This is a genomic window from Cohaesibacter haloalkalitolerans, assembly GCF_003574655.1.
Taxonomy (GTDB): domain Bacteria; phylum Pseudomonadota; class Alphaproteobacteria; order Rhizobiales; family Cohaesibacteraceae; genus Cohaesibacter; species Cohaesibacter haloalkalitolerans.
This window is the reverse complement of record NZ_QNUM01000003.1, coordinates 383,392-404,160: the sequence shown is the minus strand read 5'-3', so window position 1 is coordinate 404,160 and position 20,769 is coordinate 383,392. Positions and strand designations below refer to the sequence as shown.

Below are 20,769 nucleotides of genomic sequence, written 5' to 3'. Positions count from 1 at the left end.
GGCATCGCGGAGTACTGGCGGCCTTATGCCGACGCACCGCGAGACGGCAACCCACGACCATGGACAAGAGGCGGCCTCGGGCCGTCTCTTTTTCGCCACGAAACTTCCGTACAGCGTCTGACCTATGAATGCTTGATTGCTTGAGGGCGCAGATATTTTATGTGACAGCTATTTGATCCCTGATGCCGGGCTGATTTAATGACCGGGTGCGGGTTCCATTTCGATTTCGGGCCAGCAGGCCTTCCCGGTATATCCTTGCCGGGTCTTTCGCAATTGATGACCATCTTGACTTGAGGCAGATATGGTAGACGGAAAAGACGACAAGGACGAGCTTCTGGGTGCTGACGAAGACAAGCGCGCAGAAACGCAGGAAGCTGCGGAGAAGAGCGAGCAGTCCTCCCAAACGGATACCTCAGACGAGAAGGCCCCGTCGGATGAGACGTCCGACACCGAAAAGACATCTGACACCGAAGAGATTGGGGACAAGACCGCAGGAGATGACACCGGAAAGGACAAGTCCGAACCCGAAGCATCGAGCGATACCGAGACTTTGCAGAAAGCGGAACCGGTCGCTGCGGCGATCAATGATACCGGTGAGGTGAAGGCGCCCAAGAGCGCGCGTCAGGCCATCGAACCCGATACGCCGCCGCCGCCGCCAACCCGCTCGAAGGCTGTCCGGCATCCGATCGTGGTGTTCATGAATTTCGTCATCACGGTGCTGCTGCTCTGCGTTCTTGCCATTGGCGGGTTGCTCTATTACGGCAAGCAGACCTTCATCGAGGAAGGGCCGCTCAAGCAGGAGAAAACCATTCTTGTGAGTGGCGGAACCGGGCTGGGGACCATTGCCGAGATTCTCGAACGTCAGAATGTGATAAGTGACCAGACGATTTTCAATTATGGCGTCCAGATCTATCGTCAGGATACCAAGCTGAAGGCTGGCGAGTATCTGTTCAGCCCCGGCGTCTCGATGATGCAGGTGATGCAGATTCTGACGTCCGGCAAATCCATTCTGCACTCTGTGACGATTCCGGAAGGCTACACCTCCTATCAGATCGCCCAGGTTCTGGATGAGAATGACATTCTGGTCGGGTCGCTCAAGGAGCTGCCAGCCGAAGGTACTCTGCTGCCAGAGACCTACAAATTCTCCCGCGGTACGACGCGACAGGAAATGGTCGAGCGGATGGCCGATGCGCACCAGCGCGCTATCAATGAGATCTGGTCGCGCCGGTCGCCTGATTTGCCGCTGAAAACCAAGGAAGAGCTGGTAACGCTGGCGTCCATCGTCGAGAAGGAAACCGGCAAGGCTTCCGAAAGGACCCGTGTGGCCGGTGTCTTCATCAATCGCCTCAATCAGGGTATCAAGTTGCAGTCCGACCCGACCGTGATCTATGGCATCTTCGGCGGACAGGGAAAGCCAAAGGATCGCCCGATCTTCCGGTCCGATCTGGACAAGAAGACCGACTATAATACCTATCTGATACCGGGGCTGACCCCGGGGCCGATTGCCAATCCGGGGCGGGCCTCCTTGGAGGCTGTGGCTAATCCGAGCCGCACCAAGGAGCTCTATTTCGTGGCTGATGGCACCGGTGGGCATGTCTTCTCCGAAACGCTCAAACAGCACAACGATAATGTTCGGCGTTGGCGCGAGATCGAAAAGCAGCGCATCGAGGCGCAAAAACAGGCGGGCGAGGCCTCACCTGCCGAGCCGGCTGCAACCGAGGAAAAGCCAGCGGAATAGGGTTGATAGAGCTGGCTTTCTGGTCACAAATTGGGGCGGCCGTGGGGATCCTGCGGTCGCCCTTTTTCTATCGACCGAAATGGGCCAAGGGTGCGCCGGTAACGGGCTAGTGGATCTGCTCCCGGTCATTCTCAAAGATGACTGCTGCACTGGAAAGAGCGTGCCGGATGTCCTCTTCGCCGGAAATCTCAAGCGGGATGCTGACCCGCAGCTTCAATGGTGTTTCGGTCTGGGGGACTATGTCCTCGACCTCGATGAAATAACGGATGGCCTCAAGGTCGGCATGACTGCTCCTCAGGACGATCTTGCGTTGCCCGGTGGCGTGGGAAAGGATGAAGCCCGTCTCGAAATCCCAGCCCAGATCGACCCCGTGCTGAGTGCGCGAGACAACACCTTTCATCGACTCGGTATAGAGCGGATCTTCTGTCAGCCTGAGGCCGGTGCGGGTCAGATAGAGGAGGGCAAAACTGGCGCACAGGCTCGCCTTGGAGACTGGCAAAAGCGTGAATCGCTCAAGGGTTTCTATGGCCTTCTGATGCGGCATGCCTGTTGCCTTGCCTCAGGGATTGAAAGGGTGGAAGAGGGCTAGCCTCTATCTGGCATTGCTTTTTCCGCAGTAAAACATTGCAGGGTTGAATTGTCACTCATTTTGCTGTGTCACGGAGGCTGGTGGGCTTGACAGGTCGCCTGTCGATCCTGATGGTATGCGCGCAGGACAGCGTGGCATGCATTTCTGCTCGCTGGGCAATCCAAGGAAAGATCATCATGACGCTTGTTAGCATGACCGGTTTCACTCGCACGGGTGGAAATTTTGGCAGATATAACTGGACCTGGGAAATCAAGACGGTCAACGGCAAGGGGCTGGACCTGCGTCTGCGTCTGCCTGCCGGGTTCGATGATCTCGACCGCCCGGTGCGCGCGATCATGGGCGAGCGGCTGTCGCGCGGCTCCTGCTACGTCAATCTGACCGTACAGCATGAAGAGCCGACCCAGACCATGAAGATCAACCAGCAGGTGCTTGATTCCGTGCTGGAGGCCATGGCGTCGATCCGGGGGCGGGTTGATGCGAGCGAGCCCAGCCTTGACGGCATTCTCTCCATCAAGGGGGTCATGGAGCAGGTTGAGGAACGGGAAAGCGAAGAGCTTCATGAAGCGCTGCTTGAGGCGATGCTCGGCAGTTTCAAGGAGGCCATCAGTGATCTGATGAAAATGCGCCAGAGCGAAGGTGTGGCCCTTGAAAAGGTCGTGATGCAGCGGGTCGAGGAGCTGGAAAGCCTGACCCGTCAGGCCGAGGACTGTCCGGCCCGGACAGCTGATGTCATCAAGGCCAAGCTCCGCCAGCAGATCGAGCGCATCATGGAAGCGGAAAAGTCCCTTGATGAGGACCGGCTCTATCAGGAAGCCGTGCTGCTGGCTGGCAAGGCCGACGTCCGGGAAGAGCTGGACCGGCTCTATGCCCATTGTGCTGCCGTGCGGGCGCTTGTTGCCGAAGACAAGCCGGTGGGGCGCAAGCTTGACTTTCTGGCGCAGGAATTCAACCGCGAGGCCAACACCCTCTGTTCAAAATCCAACGACACCAGCCTCACCGCGATTGGCCTTGATCTCAAGGCAACGATCGAGCAGCTGCGTGAACAAATCCAAAATGTCGAGTGAACCAAAATGACGGAAAATACCATGATCCGACGCGGGTTGATGCTGGTCCTTTCATCCCCCTCCGGCGCAGGCAAGTCGACCATCTGCCGCAATCTGCTGGCTAGGCAAGACAATCTGCAGCTTTCCGTTTCCGCCACGACGCGGCCCAAGCGCGGCAGCGAGATTGATGGCGTGCATTATCACTTCATGTCCGAACGGCAGTTCGTGTCCATGCGGGATCGGGGCGATCTTCTGGAGTGGGCTGAGGTGCATTCCAATTTCTATGGCACGCCGCGGGATCCGGTTGAAGAGGCCCTGTCGAAGGGCAAGGACGTGCTGTTCGATATCGACTGGCAGGGTACGTTGCAGATGAAAAAGGCTGCCCGCAAGGACATCGTGACGGTATTCGTGCTGCCGCCTTCCATGGCTGAACTGAAGAATCGCCTTATTCGCCGGGCGGAAGACTCCGAGGATGTCATCGAGCGCCGTCTGCATAATGCGCGCGTCGAAATCAGCCACTGGGACGAATATGACTATGTCATCGTCAATGATGATCTGGAGAAGGCCTTTGCAGCCGTTTCCGCCATTCTGGAGGCCGAGCGCCACAAGCGCGAACGGGTGATTGGAGCCCGCAGCTTCGTTGAAGGCATGCTTGCCAACTGATCTCGAACCAGTTTCTGTAGCAATGCAAAAGGCCCGGATGCATGCGTGTCCGGGCCTTTTGTTGCTATAGGGTTGAGTGTTTGCAGGCGCTTAGTTGCGCATGCGGTCAAGACAATTGGCCATGGCGACAAACCCTTCCACAGAGACGGTTTCGGCCCGCTGGGTCGGATCAAGCCCTGCATCCTCGATGAGGGCGAGGTGATCGACATTGAGGCTCTTGAGGCTCTGACGGAGCATCTTGCGGCGCTGACCAAAGGCGGCGGCCGTTACCTGTTCCAGCGAGCGCAGATTGCAGGGAAGGGGATTGGCCTTCGGGGTCAGATGCACAATGGAGGAGGTGACCTTGGGCGGCGGGCTGAAGCATTCCTTTGCCACGTCGAACAGCTTGTCGGCGTGGGTGCGCCAGCCTGCGATGACGCCAAGGCGGCCATAGGCCTTGTCTTCTTCCGTGGCGATGATGCGCTCTGCCACTTCCTTCTGGAACATCAGCGTGAGCGATTCGTAGAAGGGGGGCCATGGGTCCAGTTCCAGCCAGTTCAGCAGCAGTTGCGTGCCGACATTGTAGGGCAGGTTGGCGACGATCCGCACGGGCCCCTCATCCACCAGGCTGGCCATGTCGACCTTGAGCGCATCGCCTTCGATGACTTCCAGACGGCCGGGATAATGGGCCGAAATCTCTTCAAGGGCACCAAGCGCGCGCGGGTCCATCTCGATGGCGATGACCCGCTTTGCGCCTTCATGCAGCAGCGCACGGGTTAGACCGCCGGGGCCGGGGCCGACCTCGATGACCGTATGGTTGGTCAGATCGCCCGCGGAGCGGGCGATACGGCAGGTCAGGTTGAGGTCGAGCAGGAAATTCTGGCCCAGACTTTTCTTGGCCCGCAGGTCGTGCCGTTCTATTACGTCCCTCAGGGGCGGAAGATCATCAATCTGGGCCATTCATGTGTCTTTCAAGCTTGCCGACGAATCTCAGATTTGTCCTGATTATCAAATCTTCACTTCGTTGGCCAGCTTGAGAGCAGCCAACAGGCTGGACGGATTGGCAATGCCCTTGGTGGCAATGTCCAGCGCCGTGCCATGGTCAGGTGATGTGCGCATGAAAGGCAGCCCAAGCGTGACATTGACGGTTTCGTCAAAAGCGATGGTCTTGACCGGAATCAGCGCCTGATCGTGATACATAGCCAGCGCGACATCATATTTCTTGCGCGCATTCTTGTTGAACAGGGTGTCTGCCGGATGCGGGCCGGTAACGGCAAAGCCTTCCTTCTTCAGCTTCTCGATGACCGGTGCGATAATCGTAGCATCTTCCTTGCCCATGGCGCCGCCTTCGCCTGCATGCGGATTGAGACCAGCAATGGCGATCTTCGGTTTGTCGATGCCGAACCGGGTTTGCAGGTCGTGAATCGTGATCCGGGTGATGCTTTCCAGCAATTCAGGGGTCAGGGAAGGTGCAACCCGGTTGATCGCGATGTGGCCGGTGACCGGGATGGTTCGCAATTCCGGGCCTGCAAGCATCATGACGGGCTGAACCTTCTGGCCTGTATGCTGCTCGGAGAGCGCGCCGAGGAATTCGGTGTGGCCGGGATGCTTGAAGCCGTAGTCGTAGAGATTGGCCTTCTGGATCGGAAGCGTAACGATGGCCTTTGCCTGACCGGTCAAGACGGCGTCGGTTGCCTTTTCGATCGACTCGATGACGCCGGGTGCGTTGCAGACTTCCAGCTCGCCGGGATTGTCACTCAGCTTGTTTTCAAGGGGAATCACCGGCAAGGTCATAGGGAAGGCGTCGAACACCTCCTCCGGCTTGCAAACCCGTACCGGAACGGTCAGGCCGAACAGACGCGCGCGCGCCTTCAAGAGCTCGGGATCGCTGAAGACGACGAAGGGGTTCAGCCCTTCCTTTTCCCTCGAAAGCCAAGCCTTGAGGATGATTTCAGGGCCAATCCCGGCGGGTTCGCCGATGGATACAGCCAGAATATCGCGATTGGAAGCCATGGAATTATTCCGGATATCGATGATTGAAAACAAAAGGTCCCTGCCGCAGGCGGCAGAGACTGACTTTTTGGCACAATAATGAGTATTATACCATACAACAGCCGTTGGATAGGCGCATATTGGGGTTAGCGCTTGTCGATGATGGCGGTGGCGCGCAGCTCGGAGATGTATTTGCGTTCCATCACCTTGCTTTTTTCATCGCGAAGCTTGGTCTGCACCTCGGTGCGCAGGGTTGCCTGTTTACCAAGGTCCTTCTTGCCGCAAACGGCGACCATTTCATATCCATCACCGACCTGGATTGGCGGCGTCAGCTTGTTGACCTCCGTATCCCTCAGGCGCTTGGCAAGGGGCTCCGGCAGGTCTGTGGTCGATTTGCGTCCGATGCGCTCAACGGCAACGTCGGTCAGATTGCGAGCGGCTTCAAGATCTTTCTCACAGGAAGCAAACCGGCTCTGGAACCGTTTTGCTTCGACCAGCCGCTGATTCTTGGCAGCGCTGGAGGCTTTCGCCCGAGTGATGAAAAGCACGCGTGTCAGGTCGAACTGGATGGCATCCTGCACGGTGCCGTCCTTCTTGGCCTGATCATTCAGCATCTGGTAGATTTCGGCCTCGTCCACATGAACCTGCGTGTTGAAACGGGCTTCCACCAGATCTCGCCAGGAGAGCTGGACCTTCAGCCAATCCTTCAGGGTCTCGATATTGACGCCTGCCTGACTGAAAATCGAAACGAGGCGTTTCTTGTCCATCTTGGCGTTGCGGGCCATGTTCTGGATGGCGTTCTCGATCTGACCGTCTGACGGGGTCATGTTGCGGTTACGCGCTTCAAACAGCTTGAGCTTGTCATCGATGAGCACATTGAGGGCTGCGGTGGAGCCAAGGGTCCGTCGTCCACCGGAAAGCAGGCGTTCCAGTCGCTGCCGCTGTGCGATGTCGAAATCCGTTATCACAGCACCATTGACGACGGCCTTGATCGTGCTGGCCACAGCACGCTGGATTTGCGCACTCGCCGACAGGACGAACACGGCAAGGGCGAAAATTGACAAGGTCTTCTTCAATTGAACGTGCTTCATGAAAGGGCTCATCACGGTGCTATTAAAACGATTTGTCAGTGGACATTCCGCAAGCCTGCCTGCAGAAGCGCGTCATTTTTGTCCACGATTGACGCCGGATCATTATGCAATAAATTGCGGCTAACTGAAGACGGCCAGCGGCTTTCCTAGTTGGATTCTCTGGAATAGCTCAACTGACCATCTGCCAGCGATTTGAAATCAAACTGCAGCATGACCGTCTTGTCGCTGGTCGTATCCGAATAGGTCTCGCGGGTCTGGGAGTATTTCAGACTCACGGCGAAACACTCGTCTTCATACTTCAGCCGCACAGAACCACTTACAAGACCGCGACCGGAAATGTCATACTGACTGGAACCGCCAACAGACCAGAAGTCGGCAAATTTGATGTTTGCGGTGGTCGTAATTTCCTGACGCACTTCATCAATGCCCGCCGAAGGTCGCTTGTCGGTATAGGCATAGCCGATGGAGCCGGAATAGCGGTCATAGGTGCCGGAAGCGGAGAGGGACGCAAACTTCAGCTCTGCGGTATCGGCATCAAAGCGACCGCGTGCAACGGCTGCAATGCCCTTGTTGCTGTTGACGCCTACGCGGGCGACATAGTCGGACCGGGACTTGTCGAGGCCACTGTCAAGGCCCGTGCTCGTCAGGTCATCGGTCGAGAAGGAGTTGGTCCCGGCCAGATGAATGGAACGGCCAGCCAGCGCGTTGACAGACCAGCCATTGGCCATCTGCATGCGATACTGGAAGCCGATATTGGCGCGGGTGCCACCTTCGACGCGGTCATAGCCGGAGAACTTGTTCGGGTCGAACAGGATGGTGTCGTCGAAAATCAGGCTCTGCGAATCGTCATTCGGCAACTTGCCGATATGGGTTTCATTGGGGCTGGCAATGACCTGTGCAATCGGTTCGATGATATGCGAGGTGTTGCCGGCCGAAATCAGGATTGGCAGACGATAGTCGACACCGACAGTCGGCGTGCCCCTCAGTGCAATCGACTCGTCAACCAGCGCAGCCGGTGCGCCGGACTGGCTCGGCATCCAGTAGACGTCGCCGCGCAGGGAGGTGAACGGCGTGATGACCTGGCCACCCGGTGCGATGATCTTGCGCTTCCAACTGGCTTCGACGCTGGTGCGGTTATAGGTGCCGCTGACACCATCGGTGCGGGTCACGCCGCCAACGGTCGTCTGGCTCAGTTCGTCGCGGGTGATCGAGGTGGAGTTGATCTTGATCCGCCCTTCGCCGCCGACAATCGGATTCTCGGAAAAGGCGCTGTAATCGATCGACGGATGAACCACGGCCTGTTCCGACTGGTTCAGGCTGTCGGTCATGATGTTGTAGTAGTTGGCGCGGGCGTCAAAATAGTTGCGCTCACCCTGGCCGACCAGATAGAGCGTGGAGCGCTTGTCTTCCACGTCGCCGATCAGCTTGTAATCGCGCAGGAAAAGCTTGTCCGAGAGCAGGGAGACGTCCCAGCCGAATTTCCACTTGCTGGAAAGATTGAGCTCGCCGGCGCTCTCGACAGCGCCACGGAAATCCTTGTAGCCGCTCGTGCCTGCAAAGGCGCTCTTGTCCTGCTGCGAGATGCCAGCTACGCGCACATTGTAGGTGCCGATGCCGACATGCTGACGCCATGTCGCATTCGCCATGAGACCCTGCTTGGAATAGTAGGTCGGCGAGAAGGTGATGTCATAGCTGTCGGACGGCGCCCAGAAGTAGCGCGGAGTGGCATAATAGCCCAGATCGCTGTTATAGCCGCCACGTGGGGCCAGAAAGCCCGAACTGCGTTTGCGGGAAGGATCCGGATGGGCCAGATAGGGGGTGTAGAGCAGCGGGACACCAAGAAACTCGAACTTGGCGGCCTTGTAATAGACCATCTTGTCTTTGGAATTGTAGATGATCCGGGAGGCCTTGATCTGCCAGAGCGGTGATTTCTGAGGGTTGTCACGGCACGGCTCGCAAGTGGTGTAGACACCTTTGTCGAAGATGGTGATGTCGTCGTCGCGGCGTTCGGCCTTGTCGGCCGCAAAGCGGGCTTTCTCGGGTGTCTGAACGCGCAGGGACCGGACAAAACCGGTGCGGAAATCCTCGGTAATGTCGATATAGTTCGCCGTCATCACGTTGCCGCCGGGCTCCGTGATGCGCACATTGCCATCGGCAATCAGGCGAGCGGATTTCTGATTGTAGGTAACCTTGTCGGCCTGCAGGGTGTAGTCGCCATAATAGATCTGGACATGGCCAACTGCGGATACACGCTCGTTGTCATAGTCATAGACCATCTGGTCGGCTTCAACCAGCATGCGGGAATTCTCGTCGGGCTTCTGGATCTTGGCGCCGGAAAGCATGTCCTGCGCAGTGGCGGCAAGGGCAGATGACGGCGCAATCAGGAGTACTGACGCAAGCAGGCCAGCGCGCAGACGAGCAACCTTGTCTGCACGGGAAACAGTTTCATTCCAAAATGCGGTCTGGACGGTACGACGCATACTTTATCCGTCCTCCTGATACAATAAAATTGAGAAACCCATCAAGGATGCCACAATCGCTGGAAGCCAAGCTGACAGAATTGGGTTAACCAACCCTGTATTTCCTAAATCTTTAGCTAATTCTGTGACTACATAAAGCACGAAGCCAGCGATAACGCCACCCAGAATCATCTTTCCCACATTGCCAAAGCGAAAAATTTTAAGGGACACTGTTGCGGCAATCAGGACCATTGCGGCCAAAAGCAGCGGTTTTGCCAAAAGAGTTTGATAACGCAGGCGATATTTATACGCAGGCAATCCGGCGCGACTGGCCTGATCGATGATCGCAGGCAGGTCCCAGAAGGGCACAGAATCAGGATTGGCGATGGTTTCGCTGGCTTCCTGAGGCGTCAGGTGGGTGCTGACGAGGTAGGTGTCATAGTGGCGTGGGGCGGCGCTGGCGGAACTGACCAGAACGTCGGACAGATGCCAGTAGCCGGGCTCCAGTTCCGCCGATTTCGCATCGACCCGTTCAATGAACTTGCCTTCGGAATCATAGGAGAAAACGGTGACGCCGCCGAGCTGGCGGCCGTTGTCGAAGGTGGCTCGGGCCTTGAGGATCGAGTCGCCATCTTCGCCCTTCTGCTGTACCCACCCCTGGCTCGCCGGTTGTCCACTGGTCGAGAAACTAGCGCCGAAAATGCGCGCATCGATTTCCAGCGACTTTTCCTTGAGAATGGCGACACCGGGATTGTAGACCGTGGTGGCAAAGACACCGATGGCCAGGGCGACAAACAGCGCGGGGCTGACAAACTGCCATGCCGACATGCCCGAGGCGCGGACGATCACCAGTTCAAGGCGACGGGACAGGCTGAGAAATGCCGCAATCGAGCCGAACAACGTGGCAAACGGCAGGATTCTTTCGGTCAGTTCAGGCACCCGGTAAAGCGACATCAGGAACAGGCTGAAGGCGTCGGCGGTTTCCTTGTTGCCGCCACGACGGATCAGCTCGACATAGTCGACCAGCAGGATAAGCAGAAAACAGCCGAGGAAAATCGCCAGAATCGACCAGAGAAACCGCTTTGCAAAATAACGGAAGATGATAGTGGGCATCATGTCACGGCTCTAGGATCGGCGCTTTCGGTTTGGGCTTGCGCCGCAGTTTTCCGACCATATGCAAAATGCGGTCGTTAAACAACTCCATAATCCTGATGAGATTGTCCATCGCGGTCAGGCGGCGACCGCTGAGCACGATCCACAGACCGACCAGAATCGACAGGATTGGCAACGCATACATGAAGGGGACGGCAACCGGGGTTTGGATGGCCAGGCTGGTCAGACCGAAGCCTCCCAGACGCAGGCCGGAGACGAGGACAATGGCGACCAGAATGGCGCTGCCGCGTCGCTCGCGGGTGGTGCGCACCTGAGCCAGAAAGGCCGCAACGATGGTGGCAAACACAAGATTGTAGAGCGGGTTGGTGAAGCGGTCGTGCAATTCGGATCGGGCCACGCCGGGTTGGCGGGAGATCGTCGGGTCGTCCTTGTCCGGATACAGGAGAGCGTCGGTGGTCAGCTCTCTTGGCTTGAAGAATTTCGGCTGGCTGTCATCGACGCCGGTGAATTTCGACAGGTCGATGGCATAGGAATCAAAACTGATGATGTTGACCGAAGCAAAATCCGGGTTGGTTTCGTCAATCTCGCCGGATTTGGTGGCTTTGGTCTGCTGCTGCTGGATGGTGCCGTTTTCCATGCTCAGGAATGTGCCCGCGTTGGTTTCGATGATCTGGGCAAATTCCGAAGAATAGACAATATGCTTCTGCGGGTCGCGTTCATCCGAAAGGAACAGGCCACGCATGATGCCGTTGGGCTCTCTTTTCTGGATGTGGAAGGTCATGCCATCCTCGATCTCGGAGAAGATGCCTTCCTTGACGATGTTGGCGACAAGGTCGGCGCGCACCTGAGTGATGAACCCGCGCAGGGACCCAAGCGCCTCGGGGGCGGCATAGAGGCTGAGATAGCCACCCAGAAGGGTTGCGACCAGCCCGAGAATGACGATAGGCTTGACCACGACCCATGGCGGCGCGCTGGTTGCGTTGATCACCACCAGCTCACTGTCGGCATTGAGGTTGTTGAGCGTGACCGCCACCGCGATGAGCACGGCAAAGGGGGCAATGGTCATCACCAGCGTTGGCAGCACCAGAGAGGTCATGGAAATGAAGATCAGGATGGTCTGGCCCTTGGCGGTCACCAGATCCATGTCACGCAAGGCCTGCGTCAGCCACACGATTGCGGTCAGCACAGTGACTGTCATGAGAAATGCGGTCGCGGCGCGCATAAATATGTATCGCTCGATCAGCTTCATGATCTGTTCGTCAGAATCCTGGCCATTGTTCTTTTCCCTAGTTCGGGAATGTGGTTGATATATGGCTGGCTCACCTTCAACTGGCAAGCATTTTAGTATTTCAGTTAAGCAGTCTTGGATAATATCCGAGATATTTCCCTTTCATTCACATGATATAGGCGACGGTTTGCGCAAACGGAGTTCTTATGCAAGCCTGAGTTTGCAGGGATGTCTTGAACCACAGCTTTCCTGTGCCCACTATAATGATAGAAACATACATCTGGCCGACGTCTCTTATCCTTGCTTTTTGTGAATGATTGCAGTCGGTACCCCTTTAGAAAACAGAAAGAAGTAATCCTCCATGGCCACTCTTCCAGCGTTTCAGTTTGAGTCCCTGTCAGTTCCCGAAACCGGGGCTGCGGTGTTGTTTGTCGACAAGTCCCTTACGCTTGGTGGCGTCGGGCAGTCGCTCGACGAGAAAAGTGGTGGCGCAATCGGGCGCGCGATCCCGGCTGCCGATTTCAAGGGTGACTTCTGCAAGACGATCCGCATCCTTGCGCCTGCCGGGGCTGATCTCGATCAGATCGTGCTTGTTGGTCTTGGTGATGAGGCCCTGTCGGAACGGGACTTCGCCGCCCTTGGCGGCGCGGCCATGGGCGCGGTCAAGGGGCTCAAGAGCGTCATGGTCGTTGCCGAAGCCAACGGCAAGGAGATCGATGCGGCAACCGCTTCACTGATCGCCATGGGTATGAAACTGCGCGCCTATGACTTCGATCTCTACAAGACCGAAAAGGGCAAGCCCAAGGAAGCGGCCAAGGCTGCCAAGGTAACTATCCTTGCTGCCGATGCGGAAGGCGCAGCCAATATCTGGGAGACTGATGATGCGGTTTCCAACGGCACGATTCTGGCGCGGGATCTGGTCAACGAGCCTGCCAATGTTCTTGGCCCGAAGGAGTTCGCCGCCAAGGCCAAAGCTCTGGAAGAGCTTGGCGCCGAGGTGGAAATCCTGAAGCTGGCCGACCTCGAGAAACTGGGCATGAATGCTCTTCTGGGCGTGGCTCAAGGGTCGGTGCGCAAGCCACGGGTCGCGATCATGAAATGGATGGGTGGTTTCAACGATGAAGCGCCTCTGGTGTTCGTCGGCAAGGGTGTCGTGTTCGATTCTGGCGGCATTTCCATCAAACCGGCTGCCGGCATGGAAGACATGAAGGGCGACATGGGCGGGGCGGCAGCGGTTACCGGCCTCATGCATGCCCTTTGCCAGCGCAAGGCCAAGGTCAACGCGATCGGCATCATCGGGCTCGTGGAAAACATGCCCGACGGCAATGCCCAGCGTCCGGGCGACATCGTCACCTCCATGTCCGGCCAGACCATCGAGGTGATCAACACCGATGCGGAAGGCCGTCTGGTGCTGGCGGATCTGCTGCATTATTCCAAGGAAACCTTCAAGCCGCGCTTCATGATCGATCTGGCTACCCTGACAGGGGCGGTCATCGTGGCGCTCGGGGCGCACAATGCCGGCATCTTCTCCAACAGCGACGCGCTTTGCGCCCAGCTCAGTGCCTCTGGCGCAGCCACGGGCGAGACAGTCTGGCGTCTGCCGCTGGCCAAGGAATATGACAAGATGATCGACAGCAAGTTCGCCGACATGAAGAATACCGGTGGACGCTGGGCCGGTTCCATCACCGCCGCCCAGTTCCTCAAGCGCTTTGTCGGCGATGTGGACTGGGTGCATATCGATGTGGCCGGTACGGCAATGGATGCGCCAAAGACGGAAATCAGCCAGGGCTGGGCTTCCGGTTTCGGCGTGCGTCTGCTCGACCGTCTGGTGAAAGACAATTACGAAGGCTGATCTTGTGTCGATAGATCGCGAAATTGGGAAAGGTCCGGCATTGCCGGGCCTTTTTCCTTGTTCGGCGCCGTCCATTTTCAGTTGGGGCTATTGTCTGATGCTCTGTCCATGCTAGACAGACAGGAGTATTCCCGTTCCGGAAAAGCGTAATGTCGACCGAGATCTTCTTCTATCATCTTCAGATGCAGCCGCTTGAGGCGGTTTTGCCGCAGCTGCTTGAAAAATGTCTTGAGAAGGGCTGGCGGTCGTTCGTGCAGACCGGAAGTCCGGAACGCGCCAGTGCGCTCGACACCCATTTGTGGACCTGGCGGGATGACAGCTTCCTTGCCCATGGCATGGCCAGCATGGCCCATGCGGAGCTGCAGCCGATCCTGATCGATTCGACAGGCAAGGCGGCGGCCAACAAGGCGCACGTCCGCTTTTTTGTCGATGGTGCAAGGCCGGAGGAGAATCTGTCACTTCTGGACGGATTGGAGCGGGGAATCCTGATGTTTGACGGCTCCAGCGATGAGGCCCTGAAGGCAGCACGCGCCAGTTGGAAGGCACTGAGGGATGCGGGCCATTCCGTCACCTACTGGCAGCAGACATCCCGTGGCGGCTGGGAAAAGAAAGCCTGATATTTCAACGGTGAATAGGGAACGGCTGCCTTTATTCTGGCGCTGTTGCGTTATCCTATGATGGTCTCGGCCAGCCGGTGTCCATTCACGGTTCTGTTTGAAGAAAAGTGAACTGTCGGTCTGCCGGGATGGCCTTTGCTGCGCTATGATGGCAGCAGATTTCTTTTTCAAAGGAGGCGTTGAATGAAGGTCGGAATCGTTGGGGCTGGCATGGTCGGCTCGGCTGCGGGATATGCCATTGCATTGCGGGGAACTGCCAGTCAGGTGGTTTTCGTCGACTATAAGCCCGAGTTTGCCATCGCGCAGGCGCAGGACATTGCTCATGCAACGCCGTTTGTCTCCTCGACGGTGGTGTCCGCCGGGGACTATGATGCACTGGAGGGATCCGATATCGTGATCCTTTCCGCCGGTGTCGGGCAGAAGCCGGGTGAAACCCGACTGGATCTGTTGGCGCGCAATGCCGAGGTTTTCAAGCAGATCATCGGCAAGGTGCTGGCCGTTGCGCCGGACACCATCCTGCTGGTTGCTTCCAACCCGGTCGATATCATGACCCAGATTGCCACGCGCCTGTCCGGATTGCCACCCCATCGGGTGATCGGTTCAGGCACCATGCTGGATACGGCACGCTTCCGTCATTTGATCGGCCAGCACTTGGGCATTTCACCGCAGTCGGTACATGCTTATGTGCTGGGGGAACATGGTGACAGCGAGATTCTTGCCTGGTCATCGGCACGGGCGGGGGCTCTGACGGTTGAGGAATTCGCCGCCAACATCAAGTCGCCGCTGACAGCATCGGTCAAGGAGCGGATCGATGATGGCGTCCGCAATGCTGCCTACACGATCATCAACGGCAAGGGCGCGACCTGGTACGGGATCGGGGCCGGGCTTGAACGCATCGTTCGGGCCATTGCAAAGGATGAGAAGGCGGTGTTGTCCCTGTCCATCGTGACGCCGAGTGTCGAGGGTGTGCGCCATGTCTCGCTGTCAGTGCCGCGGGTGATCGGACGCAATGGCATTGAGCTTGACCTGTTGCCCGAGCTGGATGAAGCCGAGCATGAGGCGCTGCGCAAGTCGGCAAGCATGCTCAAGCAGACGGTGGAGGCCGTGAAATTCTGAGCTTCTCACGAGACTATGACAGAGCCAGAGAAGGATGCCCCTCTCTGGCTCTTTTTGTTTGGCAGGCTCTCTTGCCTCCGGCTTGTTGCCGGTTTGCGACGAGGTTAGAGAATCGCCAGTGATGTCGGCCCTTTGGGGGCGGGGAAAAGGCGGTCGAGTTCGGCAAGGGTGTCTGGCGAAAGCGTGATCTCGAGGGCGCGGGCATTTTCCTCGACGTGGCGCATCGTGCCCGCCTTGGGAATGGGAATGATGCCGGTGCGCTGAATGATCCAGGCAAGTGCCAGTTGGGCAGGGGTAAGCGACAGATCTGCCGCCAGCTGCACCAGCCCGGGTTTGGACAGCAGCCGGGCCTGTTCGATGGGGGAATAGGCCATGATCGTCAGGTCGTCTTCCTGCGCCTGAGGCAACAGGTCCCACTCGATGCCGCGGCGCGTGAGGTTGTAAAGCACCTGATTGGTGGCAACGCGATCCCCGCCGTCGGTGCTGAGCAGCTCGGTCATGTCGTTCGGGTCGAAGTTGGAAACGCCCCAATGACGGATCTTGCCCTGCCGCTGCAGCGTTTCAAACGCGGCGATGGTCTCCTCCAGCGGGTTGGGGCCGGGCCAATGCAGCAGGTAAAGATCGAGGCGGTCTGTCTGGAGACGGGAAAGGGAATTCTCGCAAGCCTCGATCGTGCCCTCGTAACTGGCGTTGTAGGGCAGAACCTTGGAGACCAGAAAAACATCATCGCGGATGGGGGCGATTGCTTCGCCGACGAGACGCTCGGATTTTCCCGAGCCGTACATTTCGGCCGTATCGATCAGCCTGAGGCCAAGCTCCACACCATGGCGCAGGGCGGCGATTTCATCTGCCTTGCGGGTCGGTTTGTCGCCCACATACCAGGTGCCCTGTCCCAGTGCCGGAACCTCATCTTCTGTGCCAAATGTCACGGTCTTCATTGGCTTTTCCTCCCTTCGCCATAGCCGGCCCAGGCTCGTGGCTCTGTTTCAGTTGTTTGAATGTCACCACAAGTTCAGGGCGATTGCAAATGCCGGGTCTACACCTTGGTGGAATACTCCACCAGATCCCAGAGGTTGCCATAGAGATCTTCAAAGACGGCAACGGTGCCATAGTCCGCTTCCAGTGGCGGACGGGTGAATGTGATGCCGCGCTCCTGATACAAGCGGTAATCACGCCAGAAGTCGTCTGTCTCCAAAAAGAGAAATACCCGGCCGCCGGCCTGATCGCCGATATAGCGGGCCTCATGGTCATTCTTGGCGCGGGCAAGGAGCAAGGCGGTCTTGCCTTCTCCCTTGGGGCGCACCACGACCCAGCGCTTGTCCTGTGCTGCCTGATAGGTATCATCGATCAGCTCGAAGCCGAGTTTCTCGGTATAGAAGGCAATCGCTTCATCATAGTCGCGCACGACAATGGCGATAAGGGACATGGATTGCGGCATCATATTCTCCCGGGGATTGCTGCATTACGTGGAAAAGCTGTGCTTTGCCGGGTTCAGGCAGCGGTTGAGCCTAGCTTTTAGGCGAGTATTGCGACTCTCTTTGCGAAATGCACCTCAGCACAAATTGTTTCTGTTTGTTAAATACGGCATTCTGGATGCTTGTTTCAGATCGATTGTATTTTGATGACAGGAGCAGGGCATGAAGAGAATTGCGCGCCACCTTGCAATAGCCTGCCTGACTGCGGGCCTTTTCACGACGGCGGCAACCGCCGCCACCATCACCTTCAAGAATGGCACCTATGAAGGGCAGTATATCAAGGGCAAGGATAACAGAAAACTTCCACACGGACAGGGCGAGATACGTTTCAACAGCGGCTCCCGTTATACCGGCTCTTTCTCCTGGGGGAAGATTTCCGGTCAGGGGTCTTTCCGCTATGATAGTGGCACGACCTGCTCAGGGGTGTTCACCGACGGTAAGATTACCGGGTTTGGAACTTGCTCCTATCCCAACGGGAACGTCTATCGCGGCAACCTCAAGCGCAATGTGCGTCAGGGGGAAGGCACGCTGCAGTTCCCAAGTGGCAGTGTTTATCGCGGTGACTGGGTGAAGGGCAAGATGGAGGGGCAGGGCAGGATGTCCTATGCCAAAGGCACGTCCTATGTCGGCCAGTGGCGCAACGGCAAGCGCAACGGTGAAGGCGTCTATATCGATGCCAAGAATAACAAGGCCCGCGGTTTCTGGATGGATGGCCAGAAGCACGGCGCCTTTGTCATTCACATCAACCTCACTCGCAAATCCTACTGCGCGCTCTATCGCAATAACCAGAAGGTGAGGGTCGAGCCGTTCAGCGGGACCGTTCGAGAGTGCTATGACAGAGCGAACCGCTGGTAGCGGTTCACTCTTCGATTTCTGCTGACATTTCCAGCCACTTCTCTTCGAGCTTGTCGAGGAGGGTGGCAAGGTCGGCGCGATCCTTTGAGAGCTTGGCACCCTTTTCCGGAAATTTGGCATAGAGTTCAGGATCGGCGAGCATGTCGTCGATCTTGCCCATGCGTTCGCGGATCTTCTCCATGTCACGCTCGGCGGCCTGGATCTTGCGGCGCAAGGGGGCCTGCTCCTTGCGCTTTTCCGCGGCGGAGCGCCGTTTTTCCTGCGACTGATTGTTCTCGGCGCTGGCGGCCTTTTCCTTCTCGGTGCTGTCCGGGCTGTTGCGGTTGGCCAGCAGCAGGCGGCGATAGTCTTCCAGATCGCCGTCATAGGGCTTGCAGGTGCCGTCATGGACAAGCCACAGGCGATCGACGCAGGCTTCGAGCAGATGGCGGTCGTGCGAGATCAGAACCACCGCGCCTTCATACTCGTTGATGGCATGGACCAGCGCCTCGCGGCTGTCGATGTCGAGATGGTTGGTCGGTTCGTCAAGGATCAGCAGGTGCGGGCCGTCAAAGGTCGTAAGGCCTAGCAATAGCCGCGCCTTTTCGCCACCAGACAGATTCTTGGCCGGAATGTCCATTTTCTCTGTACCAAGGCCCATTTGTGCCACGCGGGCACGTACCTTGGGTTCGGTGGCGTCCGGCATCAGGGTGCGGACGTGATCATAGGGGCTGTCGTTCGGGCGCAACTCGTCCAGCTGATGCTGGGCAAAGAAGGCGATCTTGAGCTTGCCGGCGCGAAAGATCGTGCCGTCCGAAATGTCAAGCCGGTCGGAAATCAGCTTGGCAAAGGTCGATTTGCCGTTGCCGTTGGCGCCCAGCAGGGCCAATCTTTCATCCGGGTCGATGCGCAGATTGAGATTGCGCAGGATAGGCTTGCCCGGCTCATAGCCGACCGATGCTTTCTCCAGACGGATGATCGGTGGCGCGAGGCCCTTTTCCGGATTGGGAAAATGCAGTGGCTTGACGTGATCTTCCATGACAGCGGCGATGGGGGCCATCTTCTCCAGTGCTTTGAGGCGGCTCTGTGCCTGCTTGGCCTTGGAGGCCTTGTAGCGGAAGCGCTCGACGAAGGCTTCCATGTGCTTGCGCTGTTCCATCTGCTTGGTGCGCATTTTCGTCTGCAGCTCAAGCTGTTCGCGCCGGGTGCGCTCGAAGTTGTCATATCCGCCACGATAGGCGGTCAGCTTCAACTGGTCGAGATGGGCGATATGGTCCACCGCCTTGTTGAGCAGATCGCGGTCATGGCTGATGATCATCACCGTGTAGGGATAACGGGCGATGTAATTTTCAAGCCAGAGCGTGCCTTCAAGGTCGAGATAGTTGGTCGGCTCGTCAAGCAGCAGCAGGTCGGGCTCGGAGAACAGGATCGCGGCAAGCGCCACGCGCATGCGCCAGCCACCGGAGAAGTCGGCTGTGGCGCGCTTCTGCGCGTCCGCATCGAAGCCGAGGCCGTAGAGAATTGTCGCAGCTCGTGCCTCAGCCGAATGGGCACCGATGTCGGCAAGGCGCAGCTGAATTTCGGCAATGCGATGGGGATCCGTGGCGGTTTCGGCCTCGGCCAGCAAGGCGGCGCGTTCAGTGTCTGCCTTCAGGACAAACTCCAACAGGCTCTCATCCGAGGCTGGAGCCTCCTGGGCAACCTGACCCACGCGGGCACCCTTGCGAATGGTCGCAGTGCCGCTTTCCGGGGCGAGATCGCCGACCAGCAGTTTGAACAGGGTGGATTTGCCCGTGCCGTTGCGCCCGACGAGGCCCATTTTGGAGCCTTCAGGTACGACCAGCGTGGCGTCTTCCAGAAGTGTGCGACCGGCGATGCGGTAGGTAAGGTTATTTATGTGCAGCATAATGGTTGCCTTTTGCCCGATTTCGGCCTCGTTGGCAATCGGTGTGAAGGCAATCTCTTCAACTGCCTCTATTTTGCAACAGGGAAAACGTCTGTTTCATCAGGGGTGAGGACAAGGTGCATTTGTTTTTCGGGAAATTTCGCGCTTGGCCAAGTTTTTCTGGCCATGACTATCGAGTGACGGCATGATGCGCGCCCACCATCTAACCTTAAGGAGGTCTTCATGACCATCAAGTTGTATGATCTTTGCGCAGCCGACCGTGATCTGAGGTTTTCTCCGGCCTGTTGGCGCACCCGCATGGCTTTGGCCCACAAGGGGCTCGCTGTGGAAACCGTGCCAACGATGTTCACCGAAATCGGAGCGATCGAGGGCGGTGGACAGAAAACCGTGCCGGTGATCAATGATGGAGGTGTAGTCATTCGGGATTCCTTTGCCATTGCCCTGTATCTGGAAGAAAAATACCCCGATATGCCGTCGCTGTTTGGCGGTGAGGCGGGCGCAGCGGTAAGCCGGTTTGTTCACTACTGGGCTGACGGTTTCATCGACGGGCAGATTGCCCGCATGTGCATTTTCGACATTCATCAGAAGCTTGATGCGGCAGATCAGGGCTATTTTCGCAAAACGCGCGAGGCGCGTTTCGGTGTTGCGCTGGAGACGGCGCAGGATCAGTCGGAAGACCGGCTGGCAACTTTCAGGGCAAGCCTTTCGCCGCTACGCAGTTTGCTTTCCAAGCAATCCTATTTCGGTGGAGACAGTCCTCTTTATGCTGACTATTGCCTGTTTGGATCGCTGCAATGGGCGAGAATGGTTTCCGACTTGGAATTGCTAGAAAAGGATGATCCGGTTTTTGAATGGTTCGAACGTTGCCTCGGCTTGTTCGATGGTTTGGGGCGTAATGCTAAAGTATAATACTTTTGGATGACCCGGGTTTTCTTTGCATGCAAATGTCTATAATTCAGTCTCTTCTTGGGAATGTTTGTTATTAAAAGGTTTTTGTCTTGCAGCCACTCCGGGGGCGGGGTATACAGCGGCAAAATTCAACCGCTCGGTGCAGGGAAAGAGGTGCCTCGTGTG

Annotated in this window: 18 protein-coding genes; 8 read left to right on the top strand and 10 right to left on the bottom strand. The window is 57.4% G+C overall.

From position 1 onward, the window contains the following. Positions 1–301: 301 nt before the first annotated feature. Entirely contained in the window at positions 302–1,738 is a 1,437-nt protein-coding gene (mltG, locus tag DSL70_RS09305) for an endolytic transglycosylase MltG (RefSeq protein WP_119307627.1), read from the top strand. 106 nt (positions 1,739–1,844) lie between these two features. On the opposite strand, the gene DSL70_RS09300 is transcribed toward mltG, so the two are convergent. Beyond that, on the bottom strand, positions 1,845–2,282 hold the full coding sequence (locus tag DSL70_RS09300) for a hypothetical protein (RefSeq protein ID WP_119307626.1): 438 nt from the start codon (positions 2,280–2,282) through the stop codon (positions 1,845–1,847). A 221-nt stretch (positions 2,283–2,503) separates the two neighbouring features. On the opposite strand from DSL70_RS09300, the gene DSL70_RS09295 reads away from it, so the two are divergent. Beyond that, positions 2,504–3,391: a YicC/YloC family endoribonuclease gene (locus DSL70_RS09295; protein ID WP_119307897.1), complete on the top strand. Its 888-nt coding sequence runs from the start codon at positions 2,504–2,506 to the stop codon at positions 3,389–3,391. 6 nt (positions 3,392–3,397) lie between these two features. Then, positions 3,398–4,033: a guanylate kinase gene (gmk, locus tag DSL70_RS09290; RefSeq protein WP_119307625.1), complete on the top strand. Its 636-nt coding sequence runs from the start codon at positions 3,398–3,400 to the stop codon at positions 4,031–4,033. A 90-nt stretch (positions 4,034–4,123) separates the two neighbouring features. Here gmk and rsmA read toward each other — a convergent pair whose 3' ends face one another. From rsmA to DSL70_RS09260, 6 genes are all read right to left on the bottom strand, one after another. Then, positions 4,124–4,972, bottom strand: a complete 849-nt coding sequence (gene rsmA, locus DSL70_RS09285; RefSeq protein WP_119307624.1) for a 16S rRNA (adenine(1518)-N(6)/adenine(1519)-N(6))-dimethyltransferase RsmA — start codon at positions 4,970–4,972, stop codon at positions 4,124–4,126. Between the two features lie 48 nt (positions 4,973–5,020). Beyond that, positions 5,021–6,025: a 4-hydroxythreonine-4-phosphate dehydrogenase PdxA gene (gene pdxA, locus DSL70_RS09280; protein ID WP_119307623.1), complete on the bottom strand. Its 1,005-nt coding sequence runs from the start codon at positions 6,023–6,025 to the stop codon at positions 5,021–5,023. A gap of 125 nt (positions 6,026–6,150) precedes the next feature. Then, on the bottom strand, positions 6,151–7,095 hold the full coding sequence (locus DSL70_RS09275) for a peptidylprolyl isomerase (RefSeq protein WP_162916523.1): 945 nt from the start codon (positions 7,093–7,095) through the stop codon (positions 6,151–6,153). A 146-nt stretch (positions 7,096–7,241) separates the two neighbouring features. Next, the gene (locus DSL70_RS09270; protein ID WP_119307621.1) at positions 7,242–9,575 is read right to left on the bottom strand and encodes an LPS-assembly protein LptD; all 2,334 of its coding nucleotides are present in this window, start codon (positions 9,573–9,575) and stop codon (positions 7,242–7,244) included. A gap of 3 nt (positions 9,576–9,578) precedes the next feature. Next, entirely contained in the window at positions 9,579–10,670 is a 1,092-nt protein-coding gene (lptG, locus tag DSL70_RS09265) for an LPS export ABC transporter permease LptG (protein ID WP_119307620.1), read from the bottom strand. A gap of 1 nt (position 10,671) precedes the next feature. Continuing rightward, complete coding sequence (locus tag DSL70_RS09260; RefSeq protein WP_280955345.1) at positions 10,672–11,889, bottom strand: LptF/LptG family permease; 1,218 nt, start codon at positions 11,887–11,889, stop codon at positions 10,672–10,674. Positions 11,890–12,256: 367 nt separating this feature from the next. Here DSL70_RS09260 and DSL70_RS09255 point away from each other — a divergent pair, with 367 nt between their 5' ends. The 3 genes from DSL70_RS09255 (at position 12,257) to DSL70_RS09245 (ending at position 15,480) form a co-directional block, all read left to right on the top strand. Next, positions 12,257–13,747, top strand: a complete 1,491-nt coding sequence (locus DSL70_RS09255) for a leucyl aminopeptidase (protein ID WP_119307618.1) — start codon at positions 12,257–12,259, stop codon at positions 13,745–13,747. A gap of 149 nt (positions 13,748–13,896) precedes the next feature. Then, positions 13,897–14,364, top strand: coding sequence for a DNA polymerase III subunit chi (locus DSL70_RS09250; protein ID WP_119307617.1), 468 nt, complete (start codon positions 13,897–13,899; stop codon positions 14,362–14,364). Positions 14,365–14,547: 183 nt separating this feature from the next. Further along, complete coding sequence (locus DSL70_RS09245) at positions 14,548–15,480, top strand: L-lactate dehydrogenase (RefSeq protein WP_119307616.1); 933 nt, start codon at positions 14,548–14,550, stop codon at positions 15,478–15,480. A gap of 104 nt (positions 15,481–15,584) precedes the next feature. Here DSL70_RS09245 and DSL70_RS09240 read toward each other — a convergent pair whose 3' ends face one another. Then, positions 15,585–16,418, bottom strand: coding sequence for an aldo/keto reductase (locus DSL70_RS09240; RefSeq protein WP_119307615.1), 834 nt, complete (start codon positions 16,416–16,418; stop codon positions 15,585–15,587). A gap of 98 nt (positions 16,419–16,516) precedes the next feature. Beyond that, on the bottom strand, positions 16,517–16,918 hold the full coding sequence (locus DSL70_RS09235) for a VOC family protein (RefSeq protein WP_119307896.1): 402 nt from the start codon (positions 16,916–16,918) through the stop codon (positions 16,517–16,519). Positions 16,919–17,117: 199 nt separating this feature from the next. On the opposite strand from DSL70_RS09235, the gene DSL70_RS09230 reads away from it, so the two are divergent. After that, the gene (locus DSL70_RS09230; RefSeq protein WP_119307614.1) at positions 17,118–17,810 is read left to right on the top strand and encodes an MORN repeat-containing protein; all 693 of its coding nucleotides are present in this window, start codon (positions 17,118–17,120) and stop codon (positions 17,808–17,810) included. A 4-nt stretch (positions 17,811–17,814) separates the two neighbouring features. Here DSL70_RS09230 and DSL70_RS09225 read toward each other — a convergent pair whose 3' ends face one another. Further along, entirely contained in the window at positions 17,815–19,695 is a 1,881-nt protein-coding gene (locus tag DSL70_RS09225; RefSeq protein ID WP_119307613.1) for an ABC-F family ATP-binding cassette domain-containing protein, read from the bottom strand. Between the two features lie 222 nt (positions 19,696–19,917). On the opposite strand from DSL70_RS09225, the gene DSL70_RS09220 reads away from it, so the two are divergent. Next, entirely contained in the window at positions 19,918–20,604 is a 687-nt protein-coding gene (locus tag DSL70_RS09220; protein WP_119307612.1) for a glutathione S-transferase family protein, read from the top strand. Positions 20,605–20,769: the final 165 nt, after the last annotated feature.